This is a genomic window from Promicromonospora sp. NFX87 (genome assembly GCF_048564965.1).
Taxonomy (GTDB): domain Bacteria; phylum Actinomycetota; class Actinomycetes; order Actinomycetales; family Cellulomonadaceae; genus Promicromonospora.
On sequence record NZ_CP183413.1, the window covers coordinates 4,113,915 to 4,135,129 of the forward strand.

Annotated in this window: 18 protein-coding genes; 3 read left to right on the plus strand and 15 right to left on the minus strand. The window is 68.6% G+C overall.

Translation table 11 applies throughout. The annotated features are described in order from the left end of the window. Nucleotides 1-50: 50 nt before the first annotated feature. Nucleotides 51-1,316, minus strand: a complete 1,266-nt coding sequence (locus ACNYC2_RS18500; protein ID WP_419703201.1) for an MFS transporter — start codon at nucleotides 1,314-1,316, stop codon at nucleotides 51-53. A gap of 57 nt (nucleotides 1,317-1,373) precedes the next feature. Between ACNYC2_RS18500 and ACNYC2_RS18505 the strand changes: the two genes are divergently transcribed. After that, nucleotides 1,374-1,772 carry a MerR family transcriptional regulator gene (locus ACNYC2_RS18505; protein WP_419703202.1) on the plus strand — a complete coding sequence of 133 codons (399 nt, stop codon included), beginning with the start codon at nucleotides 1,374-1,376 and terminating at the stop codon, nucleotides 1,770-1,772. An 83-nt stretch (nucleotides 1,773-1,855) separates the two neighbouring features. On the opposite strand, the gene ACNYC2_RS18510 is transcribed toward ACNYC2_RS18505, so the two are convergent. The 7 genes from ACNYC2_RS18510 to rpsB all read right to left on the minus strand — a co-directional run bounded on the left by ACNYC2_RS18510 (nucleotide 1,856) and on the right by rpsB (nucleotide 7,977). Continuing rightward, nucleotides 1,856-2,398 (minus strand): DivIVA domain-containing protein, encoded by a 543-nt coding sequence (locus ACNYC2_RS18510; RefSeq protein ID WP_116674497.1) that lies wholly within the window; start codon nucleotides 2,396-2,398, stop codon nucleotides 1,856-1,858. 5 nt (nucleotides 2,399-2,403) lie between these two features. Beyond that, nucleotides 2,404-3,498 carry a 23S rRNA (adenine(2503)-C(2))-methyltransferase RlmN gene (gene rlmN / locus ACNYC2_RS18515; protein WP_419707855.1) on the minus strand — a complete coding sequence of 365 codons (1,095 nt, stop codon included), beginning with the start codon at nucleotides 3,496-3,498 and terminating at the stop codon, nucleotides 2,404-2,406. 65 nt (nucleotides 3,499-3,563) lie between these two features. Then, nucleotides 3,564-4,406: a phosphatidate cytidylyltransferase gene (locus ACNYC2_RS18520; RefSeq protein WP_419703203.1), complete on the minus strand. Its 843-nt coding sequence runs from the start codon at nucleotides 4,404-4,406 to the stop codon at nucleotides 3,564-3,566. 50 nt (nucleotides 4,407-4,456) lie between these two features. Then, nucleotides 4,457-5,014 carry a ribosome recycling factor gene (gene frr / locus ACNYC2_RS18525; RefSeq protein ID WP_377137010.1) on the minus strand — a complete coding sequence of 186 codons (558 nt, stop codon included), beginning with the start codon at nucleotides 5,012-5,014 and terminating at the stop codon, nucleotides 4,457-4,459. Nucleotides 5,015-5,132: 118 nt separating this feature from the next. Continuing rightward, entirely contained in the window at nucleotides 5,133-5,852 is a 720-nt protein-coding gene (pyrH, locus tag ACNYC2_RS18530) for a UMP kinase (protein ID WP_116677620.1), read from the minus strand. A 187-nt stretch (nucleotides 5,853-6,039) separates the two neighbouring features. Then, nucleotides 6,040-6,879, minus strand: a complete 840-nt coding sequence (gene tsf / locus ACNYC2_RS18535) for a translation elongation factor Ts (RefSeq protein WP_419703204.1) — start codon at nucleotides 6,877-6,879, stop codon at nucleotides 6,040-6,042. Between the two features lie 105 nt (nucleotides 6,880-6,984). Continuing rightward, nucleotides 6,985-7,977, minus strand: a complete 993-nt coding sequence (rpsB, locus tag ACNYC2_RS18540; RefSeq protein WP_419703205.1) for a 30S ribosomal protein S2 — start codon at nucleotides 7,975-7,977, stop codon at nucleotides 6,985-6,987. Between the two features lie 447 nt (nucleotides 7,978-8,424). On the opposite strand from rpsB, the gene ACNYC2_RS18545 reads away from it, so the two are divergent. Then, nucleotides 8,425-9,105, plus strand: a complete 681-nt coding sequence (locus tag ACNYC2_RS18545) for a murein hydrolase activator EnvC family protein (protein WP_419703206.1) — start codon at nucleotides 8,425-8,427, stop codon at nucleotides 9,103-9,105. A 71-nt stretch (nucleotides 9,106-9,176) separates the two neighbouring features. Here the strand turns inward: ACNYC2_RS18545 and ACNYC2_RS18550 are convergent, their stop codons facing one another. Next, nucleotides 9,177-10,085, minus strand: coding sequence for a tyrosine recombinase XerC (locus ACNYC2_RS18550; RefSeq protein WP_419707856.1), 909 nt, complete (start codon nucleotides 10,083-10,085; stop codon nucleotides 9,177-9,179). A 158-nt stretch (nucleotides 10,086-10,243) separates the two neighbouring features. Here ACNYC2_RS18550 and ACNYC2_RS18555 point away from each other — a divergent pair, with 158 nt between their 5' ends. Next, nucleotides 10,244-11,200, plus strand: a complete 957-nt coding sequence (locus tag ACNYC2_RS18555; protein WP_419703207.1) for a quinone oxidoreductase family protein — start codon at nucleotides 10,244-10,246, stop codon at nucleotides 11,198-11,200. A 132-nt stretch (nucleotides 11,201-11,332) separates the two neighbouring features. Here the strand turns inward: ACNYC2_RS18555 and dprA are convergent, their stop codons facing one another. From dprA to ACNYC2_RS18585, 6 genes are all read right to left on the minus strand, one after another. After that, on the minus strand, nucleotides 11,333-12,685 hold the full coding sequence (dprA, locus tag ACNYC2_RS18560) for a DNA-processing protein DprA (protein ID WP_419703208.1): 1,353 nt from the start codon (nucleotides 12,683-12,685) through the stop codon (nucleotides 11,333-11,335). Continuing rightward, on the minus strand, nucleotides 12,678-13,442 hold the full coding sequence (locus ACNYC2_RS18565; RefSeq protein WP_419703209.1) for an ATP-binding protein: 765 nt from the start codon (nucleotides 13,440-13,442) through the stop codon (nucleotides 12,678-12,680). Before ACNYC2_RS18565 ends, dprA begins: the two co-directional genes overlap by 8 nt. Before the next feature lie 7 nt (nucleotides 13,443-13,449). Then, complete coding sequence (locus ACNYC2_RS18570; protein ID WP_419703210.1) at nucleotides 13,450-14,082, minus strand: hypothetical protein; 633 nt, start codon at nucleotides 14,080-14,082, stop codon at nucleotides 13,450-13,452. A 305-nt stretch (nucleotides 14,083-14,387) separates the two neighbouring features. Next, on the minus strand, nucleotides 14,388-18,653 hold the full coding sequence (locus ACNYC2_RS18575; RefSeq protein WP_419703211.1) for a hypothetical protein: 4,266 nt from the start codon (nucleotides 18,651-18,653) through the stop codon (nucleotides 14,388-14,390). 230 nt (nucleotides 18,654-18,883) lie between these two features. Further along, a complete protein-coding gene (locus tag ACNYC2_RS18580; RefSeq protein ID WP_419703212.1) occupies nucleotides 18,884-19,816 on the minus strand; it encodes a hypothetical protein in 933 nt (310 codons plus the stop codon). Nucleotides 19,817-20,139: 323 nt separating this feature from the next. Next, on the minus strand, nucleotides 20,140-21,195 hold the full coding sequence (locus tag ACNYC2_RS18585) for a hypothetical protein (protein WP_419703213.1): 1,056 nt from the start codon (nucleotides 21,193-21,195) through the stop codon (nucleotides 20,140-20,142). Nucleotides 21,196-21,215 lie beyond the last annotated feature (20 nt).

Genomic DNA, 21,215 nt, shown 5'->3' on the forward strand with positions numbered 1-21,215 from the left:
CCGTGGGAACTCCCCGCGAACACGATCCCGTTCTCGTCATGCGGTTCTCGTCATGCGGCGGCGCGACGCAGCGACAGGGCCAGGCCGATCGCTGCCGCCGCGACCACCACTGCCGCCAGCAGCGGCAGCGCCGTCACACCCGAGCCGGCCACCACGAGCGACGCGAGCGCGGCACCGACCGCGATCCCGCCGTTGAACAGCACAGGGATCAGCGCGCCGGCGAACGACCGCCGCTCGGGCCCGGCCAGCCGCAGGATCAGCGTCTGGGCGAACGGCGGCATGCCGCCCGACACGACTCCCCACGCCACGACGACGGCGATCCCCACCGCCGGGTGCACGTCGACGACACTCAGCGCCGCCACGGTCAGCGCGGTCGCGGCCACGCTCACGACCAGCGCGGGCGCGGTCCGGTTACCGAACCGGCCCGCCAGTGCGACGCCCACCGCCGAGGCGAGCCCGAACACCAGCAGCAGCGCGCTCATCCCGCCGGGCAGCGCCTCGGCCGGCGCCTCCGTGAGGCGCGTGATGTAGGTGTAGGCGCCGTAGTGGCCCACCAGCACCAGCGCCACGAGACCCGTCACTGCCAGCAGCCGGTCTATGCCGCGTCGAGGTGCCGGGCTGTCCGCCGTCACGCCCGCCGAGCCCTCCGGGACCTGCGGAGTCTCCGGAGCAGCCGGGACCGCCGCACGCGCCACGACCAGCCGGACCGCGACGGCCCCCAGGACGCCGAGGACCGCGAGAGCCCCGAAGGCGGCCCGCCAGCCGGCGGCGTCGGCGACGAGCCTGGCGAGAGGCGTGCCCACGACCATCCCCAGCGTCGCCCCGCCGAGCACCACGGCGACGGCGCGCCCGAGCAGGCCGTCGGAGACCAGGTCGGCGACGTGCGCGTTGGTGGTGGCCCACAGCAGGCCCACCGCCGCCGCGCCCAGGACCCGTGCCCCGACCGCCAGCTGGAACGTCGGCGCGAGGGCGGTGAGGGCCGACGAGAGCGCGAGCACGGCCAGCCCGCCGGCGATCACGGCGCGGCGGTCCCTGCCGCGTGTCAGCCGTACCAGCGGGAAGCTGAGCACGACCACGACCGCCGCCCACACCGACACCAGCATGCCGGTGCTCGACTCGGCGACGCCGAGGCCCGTGCTCATCTGCTCCAGCACGGCCGTCGGCAGCATCTCGGAGGTGACCATGAGGAGGGTCCCCGCGCCCAGCACGAGCAGGGACGGCCAGGGCAGGACGTCGGCGGGGCTGGTCGGGATACCCGCGCCCGGCGGGTCCTCGAGGACCGGCTCAACGGTTGGTTCGGTGCCTGTTGTCTCCATGTCGGCAACGCTAAAGTTTGACACTGGTGTCAATGTCAAGCCCAACCCGGAGGCAACATGAAGATCGGTGAGCTCGCCGCCCGGACGGGCGTGACCACCCGCCTGATCAGGTACTACGAACAGCAGGACCTGCTCGAGGCGGACCGTGCGCCCAACGGCTACCGCACCTATACCGAGGCCCACGTGGAGCGGGTGTCCCGCGTGGCGGGCCTGGTCCAGGCCGGCATCCCGACGCGGCTGGTCAAGGTGCTGCTCGACGCCGAGCTCGCCGCGGCCCGCGACGAGCCGACGTGCCCGCGCGAGGTGGCCGAACAGCTCGCCACGGAGCTGGTCGGCGTCCAGGAGCGCATCGACTGCCTCACGCGGAGCCGGGACTCGATCCGCTCGTTCCTGAAGGCGACCCAGCACGAGGTCCTGCTCCGCGAAGCAACAGAACCCGCCCTTCTGCCGAGATAGAACTGTGGCGAGATAGAACTATGGCCGAGGCGATGATCGCCTCGGCCATAGTTCTATCTCGCCACAGTTCTATCTCGGCGGCGTCACTCGACGCCGAGCAGGACCTCCACCGCGCGGCTCAGGAACGCGTCCACCGAGGCCTCGTCGTAGGCGTCCGCACCGCGCGCGCGCCCGAACGTCGCCGACCGGATGTCGCCCGCCGTCAGCGGCTCCTGCCGGTCGAAGTACCCGATGAGCCGGTCGCACAGGTCGTCGACGTCGTCCTTGTCGTAACCCTGCGAACCACGGTCGGCCGGGGCGAACTTCTCGCCGTCGGGCCGGCCCAGCCGCCCGTAGAGCGAACGCGCGCGCTCGGCGAGCGCGTTCATCCAGGCCTGCTGGCCGTGCGCCGCCGCGTACTCCGCGCGCTGCCGGGCGATGAACGCCGCCTCGAGCCGGTCGAGCGCCGCGTCGACCTCATGGGTGTTGTACCCACCACGGGTCAGGTCGAACGTGGACGCCTGGATGTCGGCACTCGTCAGCCGGTCCGCGGTACGTCCCTCGTACGCCTGCCGCGCGTGCTCGAAGAACTCGTCGACCTCGTCCTTGTCGTACCCGGTGCGCATCGCGGGAACGCTGTTGAACATCCCACTCACTCGTCGTCCTCCTCAGCCGCCAGCTGCCCGCAGGCCCCGTCGATATCGCTCCCGCGGGTATCACGGATCGTGGTCGGGATCCCGTGACCGCGCAATCGTGCCACAAACTCGTCCTCGACATCCCGGTCGCTCGCGGTCCAGATCGAACCCGGCGTCGGGTTGAGCGGGATCGGGTTCACGTGCACCCATCCGCGGCCGCGGGCGTTGAGCTTCTCGCCCAGCAGGTCCGCACGCCAGGCGTGGTCGTTCATGTCCTTGATCAGCGCGTACTCGATGGACACGCGACGGCCGGTCACCTCGAAGTAGTTCCGCGCGGTGTCGAGGGTCTCGTCGACGCTCCAGCGCGTGTTGATCGGCACCAGCTCGGAGCGCAGGTCGTCGTCGGGCGCGTGCAGCGAGAGGGCGAGCGTCACCGGGATGCCCTCCTTGGTGAGCTTCTGCATCGCCGGGACCAGGCCCACCGTGGAGACGGTGATGTTGCGGGCCGACATGCCGAAGCCCTCGGGCTGGGGCGCGACCAGCGTCCGCACCGTCTCGATCACTGCCTTGTAGTTGGCCAGCGGCTCGCCCATGCCCATGAACACCAGGTTGTTCAGCCGGGTGACACCGCCGGGGATCTCGCCCTCGGCCAGCGAGCGGAACGCCGCGCGGACCTGCTCGAGGATCTCCGCCGTCGAGAGGTTCCGGGTCAGGCCGAGCTGGCCCGTCGCGCAGAACGGGCAGGCCATGCCGCAGCCCGCCTGGCTGGAGACGCACAGCGTGGTGCGCTGCGGGTAGCGCATGAGCACCGACTCGACCTTGGCCTCGTCGAACAGGTGCCACAGCGTCTTGACCGTGGTGCCGCCGTCGGCCTCGAGCTTGCGGGTGGGCCGCATCAGCTCGGGGAACATGGTGGTCGCGAGCGCGTCCCGGGACTTCGCCGGGAGGTCGGTCATCTTCGCCGGGTCGCTCGTGTAGTGCGTGAAGTAGTGCGTGGCGAGCTGCTTGGCGCGGAACGCCGGCTCGCCCGCCTCCACGACCGAGGCGACCCGCTCCTCGGGCGTGAGGTCGGCGAAGTGCCTCGGGGGCTTGCCGCGGCGCTTGGGCGCCATCTGCAGCGGGATCGCCGGCGTCTCGTCCGAAGGACGTACGACGGGCTGGGCAAGGGGAGTTTTCATCAGGCAACCACCGAGAGCACGAGATAGACGAAGGGCGCTGTGATGATCATCGAATCGAGGCGATCCAGCACGCCCCCGTGCCCCGGGAGCAATGAGCCCATGTCCTTCAATTCTAGGTCACGCTTGAGCAGGGACTCAGCGAGATCGCCCACAGTCGCAGTGATTGCGGTCATGACGCCGAGCGCTATCCCGAGGACCGGGCTCTCGCCCAGCCCGTAGACGGCGCCGAGCACGCCCACCGCGGTGGCCAGCACTATCGAGCCGGCCAGGCCCTCCCACGACTTCTTGGGACTCACGGTCGGCGCGAGCGGATGCCTGCCCATCGTGGCGCCGGCGATGTAGCCGCCGGTGTCGTTGGCGACCGCCAGGAGGATGAACAGCACCACCCGGATCTCGCCGTCGGGCTGCGCCAGCATGAGGACCACGAACCCAGCGAGGAACGGGACGTAGGCGGCGGCGAAGACCGACGCGGCGGAGTCCCGGACGGCGCCGAGGCCGGACCCGTCGAGCGCACGCCAGACGACGGCCGCGGCGACCGTCAGCACGAAGGCGACGAACAACGCCTCCCCGCCGCCGCGGTAGGCGGAGACGATCATGCCGGCGGCGCCCACGAAGAGGGGCACCATCGGCAGACGGAGGTTACGGCGCGCGAAAGCCTGGCGCAGCTCCCACAGCCCGGCCCACATCAGGAGGACGACGAAGAGGACGAACGGCTCCGGTCGCCAGTACAGCGACGCGCCGACGATACCGAGCAGGCCGAGGCCAACCAGGATCGCGGCGGGCAGGTTACGGCCTGCGCGCGACTTCTTCGGGGCGGATACGGGCTCGGACTCGGGGCTCACGGCGGTCTGCGCATTGTCGCGCTCTGATCTGTCTCGAGGTGGTGCGGACATCAGACCTCGAGCAGCTCGCTCTCCTTGCTGGAGAGCAGCTGGTCGATGATCTCGACGTGGCTCCTGGTGATCTTGTCCAGCTCCTTCTCCGCGCGAGTGACCTCGTCCTCGCCGGCCTCGCCGTCCTTGACGATGCGGTCCAGCGTCTCCTTGGCCTTGCGGCGGATGTTGCGCACCGAGACGCGCGAGTCCTCGGCCTTCGACTTGGCGAGCTTCACGTAGTCGCGGCGGCGCTCCTCCGTCAGGGAGGGCAGCACTATGCGGATCGCGTTGCCGTCGGTCGCCGGGTTCACACCCAGGTCGGAGTCGCGCAGCGCCTTCTCGACGGCGGGAATCGAGCTCTTGTCGAACGGGGCGACCATCACGGTGCGGGCGTCCGGGATGTTGAACGACGCCAGCTGCTGCAGCGGCGTCGGCGCGCCGTAGTAGTCGACGGTGATCTTGCTGAACATCCCGGCGTTGGCGCGACCGGTACGGATACCGGCGAAGTCTTCCTTGGCGACCTCGATCGCCTTCTCCATCTTTTCCTCGGCCTCGAGGAGGGTCTCGTCGATCACCACTGCTCCTTCATTCGTCTACGGGTGGTGCCGGGGCCACTCTACGGACACTTTGCCCGGCTACCGAAAGGATCGCGCGTTCACCGGAGCCCGGGTCACGCGGGGTTCGGCGAGATGATCAGCGCGAGGTGATCAGCGTGCCGATGGGCTCGCCCGCCAGCGCGCGGGTCACGTTGCCCTCGCCCTCCATGCCGAACACGCGCATCTGCACGTTGTTGTCGCGGCACATGGCCAGCGCCGTGTCGTCCATGACGCCGAGCCGGTTCACGAGCGCGTCCGTGTACGTGAGGTGGTCCAGCTTCTTGGCGTCGGGGTTGCGGCGCGGGTCGGAGTCGTAGACGCCGTCGACGCCGTTCTTGCCCATGACGACCTGCTCGCAGCCCGTCTCCAGGGCGCGCTGCACCGCCACGGTGTCGGTGGAGAAGTACGGCATGCCCGCACCCGCGCCGAAGATGACGACGCGGCCCTTCTCCAGGTGCCGGATCGCGCGCAGCGGGATGTACGGCTCCGCGACCTGACCCATGGTGATGGCGGTCTGCACGCGGGTCTTGACGCCGGCCTGCTCCAGGAAATCCTGGAGGGCCAGGCAGTTCATGACCGTGCCGAGCATGCCCATGTAGTCGGCGCGGGCGCGGTCCATGCCCGCCACGCTCAGCTCGGCGCCGCGGAAGAAGTTGCCGCCGCCGACCACGATGGCGACCTGGATGCCGTCACGCACCGCCACGCCGATCTCCTTGGCCATGCGCCGGACGACGACGGCGTCGAGCCCCACGCTGCCGCCGCCGAACGCCTCGCCCGACAGCTTCAGGAGCACACGCCGGGCGGGCTTGCCCTCCATGTCCACCGCGAAGTCTTGAGTCGCCTCGTCGCTCACTGGTCCGTCACCCTTCGGTCATCACTACCGGGAAGCTGGCTCGTGCCCCTGACGGAGCCCGGTGCGCGCGCCGGTCCCCTCCGGGGGAACCGACCCGCCTATGCGTCGGCCCGGCCCGCGCCGAAGCGCGGACCGGGCCGACCAAGCTGCGTCAGGAACCGACGCGGAAACGCACGAACGCGGACACGGAGCCGTTCGCGGCGGCGACGTGCTTGCCGACGGTGGTCTTCGAGTCCTTGGCCAGCGGCTGGTCGACGAGCACGACCTCCTTGAAGAAGCCGTTCAGGCGACCCTCGACGATCTTGGGCAGCGCCGCCTCCGGCTTACCCTCGTTCTTCGAGGTCTCCAGAGCGATCGCACGCTCCTTCTCGACGACGTCCGCCGGGACGTCCTCACGCGTGAGGTACTTCGGGGCGAGCGCGGCGATGTGCTGCGCGACGTCCTTGGCGACCGAGGCGCCGGCCTCGTCGGTGACGACGAGGACACCGATCGACGGCGGCAGGTCCTTGGCCGTCTTGTGCAGGTACGTCGTGACCTTCGGGCCCTCGACGCGCGCGACGCGGCGCAGGACGATCTTCTCGCCCAGCGTGGCGCCCTGCGAGGCGATGAGGTCGGCGACGGTGCCCTCGGCGGACGGGGCGGCGGAGGCCGCGACCTCGTCCGAGGCACCGGCGGCGGCCGTGGCCTCGAGAACAGCCTCGGCCAGCGCGATGAACTTCTCGTTCTTCACGACGAAGTCGGTCTCGGCGTTCAGCTCGATCATCGTGGCGACCTGGCCGGCCGCGGTGTCCTCGACCTTGACGGCCACGAGGCCCTCGGAGGCCGTGTTGCCCTCACGCTTGGCGGCGCGGGCGAGACCCTTGGTGCGGATGATCTCGATGGCCTTCTCGGCGTCGCCGTCGGCGGTGTCGAGTGCCTTCTTGACGTCGAGCATGCCGGCGCCGGTCCGCTCACGCAGCGCCTTGATGTCAGCGGCGGTGTAGTTCGCCATTGTTCTGGTCCTCCGTGCAGTCGTGTTGTTCGTGGGAGGTCGTGAGACCCGAGGAACGGTGCGCCGACCGGGTCCGGACGAGCCGGACCCGGTCAGCGCAGCACGTCACTTCTCGGTCTCGGCGGCCTCGGGAGCAACCGCGGCAGCAGCCTCGGTGGCCTCGGGCGCGGTGACCTCGGGCGCGGCGGCCGGAGCGGCCTCCACTGCCTCAGCGGCCTCGACGACCTCGGCCGGAGCGGCCGGGGTGGCGGCCTCAGCGGCCGCGGCGGACGCTGCGGCGACGGTGCCCTCGGCGGTCTCCGCCGGGGTCTCGACGGTGCCCTCGGCACCGGCGAGGAGCTCGCGCTCCCACTCGGCGAGGGGCTCGGCGGCGACCTCGGTCTCGGCACCGGTCTTGCTACCACCGGAGTGACGCTGCATGAGGCCCTCGGCGGCGGCGTCCGCGATCACGCGGGTGAGCAGCGTGACGGAGCGGATCGCGTCGTCGTTGCCCGGGATCGCGTAGTCGACCATGTCGGGGTCGCAGTTGGTGTCGAGGATCGCGACGACGGGGATGCCCAGCTTGCGGGCCTCGTCCACCGCGAGGTGCTCCTTGTTCGTGTCGACGATCCAGACGGCCGAGGGAACCTTGGCCATGTCACGGATACCGCCGAGCGTGCGCGCGAGCTTGTCCTTCTCGCGGCGCAGGACCAGGAGCTCCTTCTTCGTGAGGCCCGAGGCCGCCACGTCGTCGAAGTCGATCTCCTCGAGCTCCTTCATCCGCTGAAGGCGCTTGTGCACGGTGGTGAAGTTCGTGAGCATGCCACCGAGCCAGCGGTGGTTCACGTAGGGCATCCCGACGCGGGCGGCCTGCTCGGCCACCGGCTCCTGGGCCTGCTTCTTGGTGCCGACGAAGAGGATCGAGCCGCCGTGGGCGACCGTCTCCTTGACGAAGTCGTAGGCGTTGTCGATGAAGTGCAGCGACTGCTGCAGGTCGACGATGTAGATGCCGTTGCGCTCCGTGAAGATGAACCGCTTCATCTTCGGGTTCCAACGGCGGGTCTGGTGTCCGAAGTGGACACCGCTCTCGAGGAGCTGGCGCATGGACACGACGGCCATGACACGTCCTTTCGGTGCGGCCCGAGATCGACCCGGGTCCTCCGCACGCATTTCAGGGCGGCACAGGACCGATAGCCCTGACCGCGGTTTGGGTTGGATCGGCACCGCATTGCTTCGGTGCCCCTGGCGCCACGTCGTGCCCGACGCCGACCCTGTGGGCCGGACCGCTGCCGGACGCGACTTCGGTGTGACGCGCGTTGTCGATCGAGTGCTCCCCTTGCCGGGCCGACGGTCAGCAAGGCTGTCCGTCTGCCGGATCGGGGGTGCATGCCGGTCGCGGGTGGAAGTCTACCCGACCAGCCCTTGCAACGAGGACCCAGCCACGGAGACCCTCGCCACGGCGGCAGCGGGCTCCGAGCGCGACCACAGGCGGGGCCTGCGCCTACCTGTGCACAGGCGGCGGTCCTGCGGCCCCCGGAGGTGCCGACACGGGTTGATGCTCGGTGCATGAGACCACTTCTCGCTCCCGCCGGCTGCCGCGTCCTCGGCCGGCTCGCCACGACGCTCCTGACCGTGCTGCTCACTGCCGTGTTCGTCGCGCTCTGGGCGGCAGCACCCGCCGCCGCGGTCCGCTCGGGCCCCGCCGCCGCGGTCCGCTCGGGCCCCGACGTCGGAGTCCTCGTGGGTGCCGACGCCGGGCTCCTGGGCGTCGACGCCGGGGAGCCCGCGGCCGGAGCCCGCGGATACGTGGCGCCGGTCGCCGGAGTGGACCCGCCGTCCGGGGTGGTCCGCCCGTTCGAGGCGCCCGAGCACGAGTGGGGACCCGGGCACCGCGGTGTGGACCTGGTCGCCCCCGAGGGCTCCGGCGTGCGCTCCCCCGGGCCGGGTGTGGTGACGTTCGCTGGGCAGGTCGCACGGCGCGGGGTGGTCGTCGTCACGCATCCGGACGGTCTGCGCACCAGCCTGGAGCCGGTCGCCGCCTCGGTGCCGGTCGGGACCGCCGTCGCCGCCGGTTCGGCGATCGGCGTGGTGGAGAGCAGCCGGGCGGACGGCGGCACGACGCCGAACCACTGCGAGCCGAGATCCTGCGTCCACTGGGGCGTGCGCCGGGGCGAGCGCTACCTAGACCCGCTGTCGCTGCTGACCCCCCAACCGATAGTGCTCCTCCCGGACCCACCGACCCGTTGAGTGCTGGGTATTTGTCCTCCCGAATCGTTTCGGGGGGGACAAATACCCAGCACTCAACGGGTGGGGAAGGGTCAGGCGCGCGGGAACGCCTGGGCGTAGACGCTGCGCAGCCGCTCCGCGTCCACGTGGGTGTAGCGCTGGGTGGTCGCCAGGTTCGCGTGGCCCAGCACCTCCTGCACCGCGCGGAGGTCCGAGCCGCCCTGCAGCAGGTGGGTGGCGGCCGAGTGCCGGAGCGCGTGCGGCGCCACGTCGTCGACCCCGGCCTGGGCCGCGAGGCGGTGCACCGCCTCGCGCACCTGGCGCTGACCCCAGCGTCCGCCACGCTCCCCCACGAGCAGGGCGTCGCCGGTGGTGGCCGTCACGAGCTCGGGCCGGCCGTCGGCCAGCCACGCCTCCACGGCGCGTGCCGCCGGGATGCCGAACGGCACCACCCGCTCCTTGCCGCCCTTGCCGAGCACGCGCACGAGCCGGTCCCGCGAGTCCACGTGGACGACGTCGACGGACACCAGCTCGCCCACCCGGATGCCCGCGCCGTACAGCAGCTCGGCGGCGACCCACGACCGCAGGGCCGCCGGCCGGTTGGCCTCGTCGGCTTCCTCTGCCGCGGCCCGGGCGCCGTCGAGCAGACGGCCCGCGGCGTCCACGTCGAGCACGGTGGGCAGGGTGCGCGGCACCTTGGGGCTCGCGAGGCGCGCCGACGGGTCCACGGGGATCAGTCCCGAACGGTGCGCCCAGCGCAGGAACGCGCGGGCGGAGGCGCCCCGGCGCGCGAGCGTGGAGCGGGCGAGCCCGCGGTCGGACTGGGACGCGAGCCAGCCGCGCAGGAGCGCGAGGTCGATGGCGTCGAGCCGCGTGCTGCCGTGCCGCATCGCGTAGCGGAGCAGGTCCGTCACGTCCGCGACGTAGGCGCGACGCGTATGGGCGGAGTGCCCGCGCTGCGCGTCGAGGTAGCTGCCGAACCGGGACACGGCGTCGGACATGTGCTCGGGTAGCCGAGGCAAGCCGGACAGGTCGGTAAGGTCCACGTTTGCCAGTGTGCAGCTACCGTCCCGTGCGTGGAAGCAGGCGCGCCGCCTTTTTCGGCCGTGCGCGAGGTCTGCGAGCATGGCTGATCACACGAGCACAGGAGGGCGCAAAGATGCGTGCTGTACAGGTGACCGAGTTCGGCGGGCCCGAGGTACTGAAGGCCGTCGAGGTACCCGAACCGACGGCAGGGCCCGGACAGGTGCTGATCGACGTCACGCGGATCGGCCTGAACTACGCCGACACGCACCAGGTGGAGAACTCGTACCAGACGCCGACCAGGCTCCCGTTCGTCCCCGGCGGTGAGGTGGTCGGGCGCACGCCGGACGGCAGGCGGGTGGTCGCGCTCCTGGCCGGTGGCGGCGGGTACGCCGAGCGTGCGGTCGCCGACGAGGCGATGACCTTCCCCGTGCCCGACGGCGTGGACGACCTCACGGCGCTCTCGATGCTGGTGCAGGGCACCACCGCCTGGATCCTGCTGCGCAAGAACGCCCACCTCGAACCCGGCGAGTCGGTGGTCGTGCACGCGGCCGCCGGCGGGGTCGGCACGATAGCCGTGCAGCTGGCCAAGGCCTGGGGCGCCGGCCGGGTCGTGGCGACGGCGAGCAGCGACGAGAAGCGCGCCCTGGCCCTCGAGCTCGGCGCCGACGTCGCCGTCGACTCCCGCGCGGACGACATGACCGCGACCCTCATCGACGCCAACGGGCGCCGCGTGGACATCGTGCTCGACATGGTCGGCGGGACCACCACCGACCAGAGCATCGCGGCGCTCGCCCCCTTCGGCAGGCTGGCCTTCTACGGCATGGCGGGACGCACGCCGCCGAAGCCCGTCGAGCTGCGCAACCTGCTCGGCCACAGCACCACCGTGGCGGGCATGTGGCTCCCGCACGTGTTCCGCCTGCCCGGCGACCTCTACGGCACCGCGCTGACCGAGCTGTTCGACCTCGCACAGACCGGCGGGCTCCGCGCCGTGGCGGGCGGCGAGTACGCCCTGTCCGACGCCCGCGCGGCGCACGAGGCCCTGCGCTCGCGGGGCACGGTCGGCAAGCTGATGCTCGACCCGACCCGCTGAACCCTCGCCCGCACCCACACCGCCCTGCCCTGCCCTGCCCCGTGCGCCGGTCCGGCGACCGATCCACGGGGCAGGTGCGGGCGAGGTTCCGCCGGCACTTCCGCGACCTCCGCGACTCCGCGCCTCAGCGGCTCAGCGCCTGCGCCAGCCCCCGTCCTTCTGCTCGGCCAGGCCCATGAGCTCCAGCAACCCGAGCGCACCCGTCGTGTCGCCGAGCGCGAGGCCCGCCGCACGAGCGATCGACCGCTCGTGCGCCGCCTTCCGCACGGGTAGCGCGTCCAGCACCGCCCTGCCCGCCGCGTCGAGGTCGTCGCCCAGCCGGGTCTCGCCCCGGCGTTCCGGCGCGCTCTCGCCCAGGTCCCCGACCAGCTCGGCGGCCTCCGCCGCATCCGTGACGCAGACGGCGGCGCCCCGCCGCAGGAGCTCGTGGCAGCCCGCCGACGCCATCGACGTGACCGGCCCGGGCACCGCCCCCAGCGGCCGAAGCAGCCTCGCCGCATGGTTGGCGGTGGACAGCGCGCCCGACCGGACGGACGCCTCGACCACGACGGTGCCCGAGGTGAGCGACGCGATCAGGCGGTTGCGCTTGAGGAAGCGTTGCTTGCCCGGTACCGAACCCGGCGGCACCTCGCTCACCACCGCGCCCTGCTCGACGGTCCGCCGGAGCAGGTCGGTGTTGCTCGCCGGGTAGAGCCTGTCGACGCCACCCGCGAGAAAGGCCACGGTCGGCGACCCGGACACCAGCGCGCCCCGGTGCGCCTCCGCGTCGATGCCGTTGGCGCCGCCCGAGACCACCGTGAACCCGCGGTCGGCCAGACCGCACGCCAGGGTCCTCGTCACGCGGATCCCGTAGTCCGTGCAGGCCCGCGAACCCACCAGGGACACCGAACGCTCCGCCAGCTTCACCAGGTCCGGGTCGCCCCGCACCCACAGCGCCAGCGGGCCGCCCACGCTCAGGTCGGCGAACCCGGCCGGCCAGCGCGGATCGTCCGGGGTCAGGAACGTGCCACCGTACCGGCCGAGCACCGCGAGCTCGCCCTCGGGATCGAGCCGTTCGAGCCGGGGCGCCCAGCGCAGCACGGCGGCCACGACCAGGTCCGCGGCCCGCGTGCCTGAGGTAGCTCCATCGAGCCCGAGCCCTTCGGCGGCGGGTCCTCCGGCGGCGGGTCCTTCGGCAGGCGGCCCGAGCAGGCGCCCGGGTGCGTCGGCCCGGCCGCCCGCGCCCGGCCCAGGACCGCGACCCGGCAGGGCGTCCAGCGCTCTGCCACCACCGATCCGCCGGAGCGCCGCGCCCGCCCGGTCCGGGGACCGGGCCGCGTCCAGCAGCCAGTCGAGCGCGGCGACGGGTCCGAGGTTGCCTACCAGTGCGCCGGCCACCGGGTCTCCCGGCTCGGCGATCCGGCTCCACGCGGCCCGCGCCAGCACCGGATCGTCGCCGTCGAACCTGAGCTGCGTGCGGGGCAGGTCGAAGAGCGGCTCACCCATGGTCGCCCCCGGTCCGCAGCAGCAGCGCGTTCCCGACATCGGGCACCGTGGGCGCGGCACGTCCCGCCAGGTCGGCGATGGTCCAGGCCATCCGCAGCACCCGGTCGACGCCACGCAGGCTGAGCCGCCCGTCGGTCATCGCCCGTTCGATCGGGCCGAGCAGGCCCGGGTGCGGCCGCAGCAGGTCGCGCAGGAACGGCCCGGGCATCTCGGCGTTGGTGGACCACGGCGTGTCGGCCAGCCGGGCCCGTGCGGCCTGCCGCGCGGCGAGCACGCGGGCGGCCACCACCGACGTCGGCTCGGACGTTCCCTCCAGCCGCTCCACCCGGTCGACCGGCTGCACCTCGACCTGCACGTCCACCCGGTCCAGCAGCGGACCGGACAGCCGAGCGAAGTACCGGCGCCGCACCGTCGGCGAGCAGCTGCACTCGAGCCCCTTGCCGACCGCCAGCCCGCAGGGGCAGGGGTTCGCCGCCAGCACGAGCTGGAACCGGGCCGGGTAGCGCGCCGCGCCGCCCGACCGGTGGATCACGAGCTCGCCCTGCTCCAGCGGCTGCCGCAGGGTCTCCAACACCTTGCTGCCGAACTCAGGTGCTTCAGCACCCAATGGAAAGCACACCGTGCTGCAAGTCGCTCCCGATCGTACCGTTACCCATGCGAACGCGCTGTTCACAGCACCCGGGTGCACGCGCAGGCATGGCCAAGCCTTCGGGCATACGGTCGTTGTCTCCGCCTCCGCGTACCGCTTAAGCGGCACTTAGAAACTACTTGATGAGACTCACGACGAGCGCTGCCGCCGCGATCATTGGAACAGCGACCGCGAAGACGACGGTCACGACATCCCACTTGTTTAGCGCCTTCGCCTCGACCCGGTCGATGTCTTTGCGTGCTTGATCGAGCCTGAGTTCCGCGGAAGTGATCCTTGCCTCGAAGGCGCCCGTGACTCGATGCTCGAGCAGCTCTTGCTCCACTTCACTGGATGCTCGCGCGATGCGCTCAGATTCCTTCTGTTCCTCCTCCGCGTGGTCGCGCAGTGCTTGTAGCAAAGCATCCTTCGTAGTTCCTGGAGATACGATCCGCGCGATGTCGTCCCGTACACGGTTCAGTTGGTCTACCGGCCGCAGGTCTCGGATCCGGTCGAGGACGGCTGCCTTCTGCTTGAGTAGGAGTGGGAGGATTCCGATTTGCTCAACGTGGGCATCGATGTTCGCCCTGGCAACAACCCAGCTGCTAGTAACGTCGAATTTCAATCGGAGAGTCCCGAACTGCTCGGGATGGCCCATGGCATCATCAATCCGGGCGAGTGCCTCCTCGCACTCCTCGAGCGAGAACGACGCTACATCTTCGAACGTGAGACGCAACGCCTGCAGGCTCGGCTCGAAGAAGTGGGCGGCCATCGCCTCCACATCGTTAGACGTACCACGCGCCTGGCCTATGCCCACGCGCCACCCCCATCGAATCGGTCACGGAGACCATAGCGCCCATACAGTCGAACTCCCGCGTCCTGTCCTGCCTGCCTGCGAACTGCTCGACCGGGGTGGCGCCGTCGATCGAGCCGTAGCTGCGTTCGTGGTTGAGCCAGTGAGCTCATTCCAATGTCGCGATCTCGACGTCGTCGCGGCCGCGCCACGGGTCTTGCTGGGGGGATCAGCTCGGCCAAGGAACGCGCTCTGGACCCGCGACTTGGTGCCCGTCCGACGAGTCACATTGCATCCCTTGTCGGGGTTTTTCGACGTGACCAACTGCTGGGTACTGGCAGGTTGCCGTTGATGACGAGGGTGACGACCACGCTCGGGGCGTGGGGTTCGGACGTGCCGTGTTGCCTGGGGTCGAGGATGAACAGGTAGTTCTCCGGGGTACCGATGGGAAGAATCTTCCGGCTCATGTCGAGGATGACGAGGATCGAGAGTCGGGTACCGTCGGCGGCGGCGTACTGGGTGGGCTGGCCGATGTACTTGGTCGCTGTCGCGGGTGTGACGGGCTGATCGCGTGCAACCTTCAGTTCTGCGGTGATGCCGTCATGTCGGGTGTCGAGGTATCCGAGGGCCAGGGCAGCGCCGCGTTCCACCCGTCCCCCGAGCGTTGGGTCGGCCAACAGCGCTGCGTGCACGTCGTCGTGAAACTGACGTTCCTTGACGTACTGTCCGCGTCGGTACTTCTTGCTCCAGGTCATGGCGAGGCCTACTCGCGAGATGGCGTTGAGAAGCCGTGCGAATGCCTGCAACTGGCTATGGGGGTAGCCGGCGGCGGCAAGCTGCTCGTAGACGCCGAGGAGATGCTCGTCGAAGACCTCGTACTGCGTGGTTGCATCGCGGGCGGCGTCATAGGGGCGTACACGGAACTCGCGGTGACCAGCAACATCAAGCGACTGGCTCTTGGGAGTGCCGTCGTCGTCGGTTCCGCGCCAGGTGAGGCGCACAAGGACGGGTGGCGCATGTTGAGTGGTGGGGACGGCATAGCGCACATGGAGGCTGCCGGTCCCTTCGAACGTGTTGGGGTCGTCGGTGTGTTGATGGCGCTGCCAGGTCAGGGCAGGTCGCTGGAGTTCGGTGTCGTTCAGGCTGCTGACCAGTTCGGCGTCAAGACGTCTTGCCCAGTCCGGCCACGGGTCGGTCTGAATCTGGAGTGTCAGCGTGTGAGCCAAAGCAGGGTCGACGATCGCAGGTCCTGTCAAAAGCTTGTCATCGATTGACACGAGTGCGACGGCCACCGTAGGGCTGTCAGGTTCCGGATCTGCTGGTGGCTGCCACGGATCGAATCGACGCTCTCGTACGGCTGACTCGATGAACAAGAGCGGCGCCGGCAGCGCCGCAGCCATCTCAAGTACGGGCCCGAGCTCGGAACGGGGTTCAAGACAAGCGGCCCGAAGCTCACGTGCCGCCAGGAAGATCGGGTCGTCGGCCCGGTGTTTGGCGAGGTCGATGGCGGCAGCTCTTCGTTGTGCCGCAGTCCGATGTGAGGCTGCCTGAACGAGGTCGGCATTGAAATCGGCAGCCTCCGCATCGAGGAGATGCGCAACGCAACGAAGCAGCGCAGCAGTCGCGGCGACCCCCGCGTGGGTCGCCGTTCCGGTCGACTTCCCACCCTCCTCCAGGACCTTGGCGAGGGCGCGCAGTCGCGCGGCGCGAGCGGCAAGTTGCTCCGCTGGATCGGTCGGCTGTGCGAAAGACACGACGTCGCCACCTGCAGAGGAGTCGGCGAGTCGGAGCACGGGCTCGGGTGTCGGGAGATCGAGCAAGGAACACACGATCGCGGCACGCACTGCGGCAGCCTGGGCGTACAACCGAAGCCAATCTGGGCCGGCCTCCGACTGGTCCAGGCACACGCGGATCGCGGTTCCGACCTCGTCGATCGCGACCTGAACGACGGGTCGGTCCGGCTCCGTCGCATCGTGCTGTGCTGCGAGCGCCATGTGCAGCTGTGCGATGGCGATCGCCAACTCAGTAAGCGAGCGCTGGGAGGCGTGAGCGGGCTCCTTCGGGATTCGCGTCAGCGCGGCCTGAAGAAGCGCAACCACGTCGCCGCGTCTTTCGGCGCGAGCGAGGACCTCCGCGTATTCCAACGACCCGTGGAACGACTCAGGGGAATGACGGGCCCCGGCTTCGATGATTTCTGCCACTACGCCGAGCAGGCCCGCGCCGCAGTTGAGAAGACCGTTAAGCGCCTCTTCGGCCGCGTCGCCCTGCCGCAACCCGTAGGTGTTGTGTGGCGCAAGTGCGAGCCATTGCGCGGCGAGTTCGGGAGCAACTCGTGCGTCCGGCTGCCATGGCTGCTCTGTGAACTTCGATGCCTGGTGCCACTCGAGCGCGGGTACGCGCGCCAGGGCCCGCTTCTCAAGCACCGCGACCACGTCAAGGTCGGGGATATGGCGGCGCAACGCCGCCAGCGATGTCAAGAAGGTGTCGAGACGCTCGGAGACATCGACGCCGTCCATGATCTGCAACGCGTATACGGCCAACCGGTCCCTTGTGTCCTGTTCAGGCCACAACAACCGGCAGGCGGCTGCAAGAACGGAATCGATCACGACGAAGTGCAGATCGTTGACTAGTGCCGGAAGCAAATCGATGACAGTCGATGGGAGTGCGTGTCTCGCGCCGATGGTGGTCCACGCATGGAGCGCCACAGACCGCGGGCCGGCGTCGGCGTCGACCAGGTACGTGTGAAGCGTCGGAAGAATGGCCTGGATTACTCCCAGCGTGGAACCGTGCTGGCGACCGATCTCTCCGAGCGTGGCCAACAGCGGCATTAGCACTTCAGCACCGAGATCGCTATCGCGTTCGTTAGTGATGAGTGTGGTCACGGTGCGACACACCGAAAGCGGGTCGGTATCCGACGCCTTCTCGACCGCGCGGAGTAGGCGATGAGCCGACTGGGACAGGCTCTGGTACCTCCCCCATGCGTCCACCCCGGCGTGCGGGTCCGCTGGCGCGGTCGAGGTCAGCACGCTTTCTGGGGTGGTCATACGACGCCGGGTGAGCGTGATGAACGCGCCGAGGACTGCATCCACGTGCTGGTCAAGGCCGCCGCCGTGCCGGCCGCCCATCTGTTCAATCGCTTCTGCAGCTGCGAATGTGGCCTCGTGGCCCCAGGACTCGTCAGTGAGCGCTATCAGGAACGTGAATGCCGCGTCGTTAACCGCCGCGGCGTCTTCAGCGCTCAGGACGGGGTCGTGGGCGCGCCGGTGCACGTACTCGGTGTCGATCATGTCGACTGCGTGGCGTACCGCACCGACGAGGCCTTTCCGCGCCCGTTCGGATGCAGTTCTTCCCTGTGCCTTCAGCAACGCGGTCGCACGAGCCGGGGCCGCGACGAGCATCCTTGCCAGCGCTCGCTCTGCTGTCCCCAGAGTTCCTGGGTCGTAGTTGTCCTCTGGAGGGACATTCAGTGACACGGTCAGATTCGGCAGTAGCGCAAGTACAAACTCAAGGTGGGTGCTGGCCAGTTGCTCGATCGCGCCGGCCGCCGCACGCCGGTCGAAGTCCGATACCTGCCTCCGCCGATAATTGGGCGGTGTGATGAAGCCCTTGACAGCGGGTCGAGGAAGCATCTCCGCCAGCCTCGTGGCCAGCGGTCCGGGCGACAGCGCAGCGAGGATCCGCAGCGGGCCTGGATCATTGGCTTGCACGACCGGCGTTGGGCCGGAGAAGTGATGGTCCTCTGGTGTCTTGGATCCCGCCAAGACCACGAGCGAGTGGATGACATAGTCGTCAATGGACGCTGGGTCCACCTGGTCGGCATGGTCCGTCAAACAGCGCCCCGCTTCAGGGCTCGGCCCTTTCCTCAACACCGCTAACGCAGAGGCCACCAATCTTTCCGCGATCTCTGGTCGGGCAACCGCGAGAATCCGCAAGGGTTCGAGTAACTCGACCAGGCCAACCGTCTCGACCGTATCGAACAGCTCGTCGATGATCGCAGTGCCGAATCCGGCGCTCGTGCGCGCTGCGAGCGTGGTCAGACGCTGTCTCGCAGCCTTCTGCGCCTCGATGTCTCGGTCTAGCTCGGGATCAGGGTCAAGCAGATCGATGTCGTCCAGTATCCCGACGCTCGCCAGGTCAGCCGTCGCCCGAAGGGTCCGCCGACGCTCCACACGCTCGGCTCGCGCATTGCCTCGCGCGCGCAGAGCTTCCGCCGCGTTAGCCTCCGCGACGGCTGCTTCCTCTTCCCGAGCGTGAGCAAGAGTTACCAAGGTCGGGAGCCGACCAGTTGGCCTCCGCATCGCACATCCTGTGCAGTGCTCGGCGTAGAAGCCGAGAGCGATGTGCTCTAGCCGCATGGCAGCCGTGTTCCCGATGGCGACTGGGCACTCGACCCGCCGCATATTTATTGGCAGGCCGGTAACTTCTTCGAGCATTCCTCGACCGCCGAACTCCACGAACCGCATGTTCTGGCAATGGTTGGTCGCGAGCTCGATAATGCCAGCGTTTTCGCGCCCCATCTCGAGATACTTGGCGTACTCTCCATCGTCCACGGGTCAACTTTCGCTAGGCGGATACTCGTCACTCCCAGCATTTCGCGCATCGCCGACATGCAGTATGCGTCAACGACGCCCGATCCGGATTGCGTCACCTCGACAATCCGAATTCGTCCAGAAGCGAGGGTGTCGGGCGGTGACGGACTGATCAGTCGAGTCTGGCTGCGTCAACCCTGGTTGAGGGACTCCCAGCGCCAGCTCGTGGACCGTCCGACGGTTTCGCTACATCATTCCTCCATGCGTATCGGATCTGGTGATAGCCGCAACGCCGCCAGACGTTGGCGGGTGTCCGACGCCGCACCTGGCTTCAGGGTGATGCTGGCAGCCAGCCAACGCTGAGCACCGCCCACCAGACCTTCGATGTCGGCTCCCGCGTAGGTGAGGTACTTCAGAGTGGCGTACTGAGTCATGCGGAAGGCGGCATCCAGTGCCTCGGCCATTATGTCGGCATCGGGAACCAGGACGGTTCGGGAGCGGTTCGGATCGGGACCCTCGTTAACCTCGATCTTGCTCAGTTCCTGGTTGGTCCAGTACATACCATGGGCAGCTCCGCTCATCGCACGCCATAACCTTTCCACAGGCGCCGGATCCAAGGCGAGATCATCAGGCCGGCAAGCTTGCTGAATCACCCACAGGTAGCCCTGTGGTGGGCGAATATCGCGCTCAGTGAATACCTGCGCAACTCGCTGCACAAGTTCGTTCTCTCGCTGCTTAACGCGATCTTTCCCATCGGGTTCGAGGTGGCTCTTTCGATGCTCTTCTAGGTCCCAACGAATCAGGCGGAGGTGCCGTCTCACACACTCAACTGGGTCGAGTGTGTCCAATAGCCACACCGCTTGCGCTGCGCTCTCAAGCGCTGCTCTCGCTAACGCAAGGGCGGGCTGCAAGGTGAACATGGTCGCCTGATCAGGATGGAACTTGAGCGGAGCTGCGAAGTCCGCCCACATGATGAGGTGCTCGAGCGCCGCTGAGACATAGTGCCGGGCCCTGACCGACACCTTTTCGAACGGATAGAGATCGTCGGCACGCGCCAAGTTTGATCCGGAATTTGGTTCGATCGGTGAGGATCTCAACATATGCCAGGTCACGCGCAATCCCTGCGCAATCTCAGTAAACACAGCGCTCGCATGCGCAGGAACTGGGAAGCGCTCGTTCTCCATAGCTTGGATTTGTACCGGAAAAGATCAGCGCGCGCGAGCTCCGTACGCGCCGAGTCGGCTAGATCACCCAGCCGATGGCGTGGTGAGTGAAGTCCGCGTGGACCGCGAGCGGTCACTCCGTGGAACCCATCGCGATCCGGGGCCGATCCCGAGACCACACGGGTGGTCATCCCACGGTGGTGATGCCCGCCCGGTTCGTGCGGCCTCGCCCGGACTCACTGGTGCCAAGCTCTCACCGCCAACGTTGCGGTTCATGCACGCCGCCTCACTGGGCGAAGGGTGCTTCGCGCAGACCGAATCGACCGAATCGACCGAATAACTCATCAGAGTTTGTCCGACCGGAATACAGCGCTAAGCAGGAGTCCACCGTCCACAGTGGCGGCCACCAGGCGCTGGTAGCGCTGGGACCCACTAAAAGTTCGGACCGATGCTGCCGGTCCTTCGTGAAGAATGAGGTACTGGTCCGCTTTGGCGACCGAGATGCGATCAGCCGTCTCTGTCACGATGCACCGGTTACCGGTCACACCCACCCAAAGCGGCTGGTCGCCGCCACCAGCTCGAGCTAGCGTTCGTCGTCGACTTGAGCTGCTCGCTCTGCCGAACGAACTCACGCTAACCGCATCGGCCAGGAGCAGCCGACCCGACTCCCAAGTAACATATCCGCCGCGTTGAACATCCACGCCGGCGGCCTTGCTGCTGGACGAAGCATGCACCCCCAGGAGTTCCTTCCTCCCTTGGCCGTCTTCGACAATCGTACTCTCAAGAACCTCATACGAATCATGCGTTGGATAGTTCACCGCACTGCCCCAACCGATCGTGCTACGGATCGACCGGCGCAGAAGACGATTCTCCGGTGCACAATCTTCGGCGTAGATCCTTGCGAAAATCGCCAGGCCCTCTTCGCCGAGGGAAGCACCAACCGCGCCCATCCCAGTACTCAATGACTCTGTCGGAGCCCTGGTTATCGACCTCACCGCGTCGCGGTCCGACGACACTTGGCCCGTGCTCTCCAGCGGAGCCCAGAAGGTACCTCGATCTGTCGCAACGAAGACCCGGTTGTAATACACGCGCATGTCGAGGTGAGCGGATGCTTCGATCGCGAATGGAGAAGTCGCCACGGGGGACGACGGCAATTCCAAAGACCGTGAGGACGAGTGATCGAATCGCTTCCAAGCGCTCTTCATTCTAGGTGACGCACCAATACCTTTGCTTGAGAACAGCCCATAGGCCGCCACTAGCCCGTCATCACCGTGCTCTTCATCCAGACTTGATGCGATCTGAGAGATGTTGTATGTGATCAAGCATCCGTCGAAAGTCAGCACGAATAGGTGGCCACGATAAGCGAATGCATCGAGCGCCCGAGGCTCCTCGATAAACACCGAAAGATGATGCATCATAT

Coding starts and splice junctions, on each gene's coding strand:
- rlmN (WP_419707855.1), bottom strand. CDS start 3,498: ATGGCGCCCAAGCGCCGCGGCAAGCCCCCGAGGCACTTCGCCGACCTC.
- ACNYC2_RS18550 (WP_419707856.1), bottom strand. CDS start 10,085: ATGTCCGACGCCGTGTCCCGGTTCGGCAGCTACCTCGACGCGCAGCGC.
- ACNYC2_RS18555 (WP_419703207.1), top strand. CDS start 10,244: ATGCGTGCTGTACAGGTGACCGAGTTCGGCGGGCCCGAGGTACTGAAG.
- ACNYC2_RS18570 (WP_419703210.1), bottom strand. CDS start 14,082: ATGGCCGCCCACTTCTTCGAGCCGAGCCTGCAGGCGTTGCGTCTCACG.
- dprA (WP_419703208.1), bottom strand. CDS start 12,685: ATGGGTGAGCCGCTCTTCGACCTGCCCCGCACGCAGCTCAGGTTCGAC.
- ACNYC2_RS18500 (WP_419703201.1), bottom strand. CDS start 1,316: ATGGAGACAACAGGCACCGAACCAACCGTTGAGCCGGTCCTCGAGGAC.
- pyrH (WP_116677620.1), bottom strand. CDS start 5,852: ATGGAGGGCAAGCCCGCCCGGCGTGTGCTCCTGAAGCTGTCGGGCGAG.
- ACNYC2_RS18580 (WP_419703212.1), bottom strand. CDS start 19,816: ATGGAGAACGAGCGCTTCCCAGTTCCTGCGCATGCGAGCGCTGTGTTT.
- rpsB (WP_419703205.1), bottom strand. CDS start 7,977: ATGGCCGTCGTGTCCATGCGCCAGCTCCTCGAGAGCGGTGTCCACTTC.
- ACNYC2_RS18510 (WP_116674497.1), bottom strand. CDS start 2,398: ATGTTCAACAGCGTTCCCGCGATGCGCACCGGGTACGACAAGGACGAG.
- tsf (WP_419703204.1), bottom strand. CDS start 6,879: ATGGCGAACTACACCGCCGCTGACATCAAGGCGCTGCGTGAGCGGACC.
- ACNYC2_RS18545 (WP_419703206.1), top strand. CDS start 8,425: ATGAGACCACTTCTCGCTCCCGCCGGCTGCCGCGTCCTCGGCCGGCTC.
- ACNYC2_RS18505 (WP_419703202.1), top strand. CDS start 1,374: ATGAAGATCGGTGAGCTCGCCGCCCGGACGGGCGTGACCACCCGCCTG.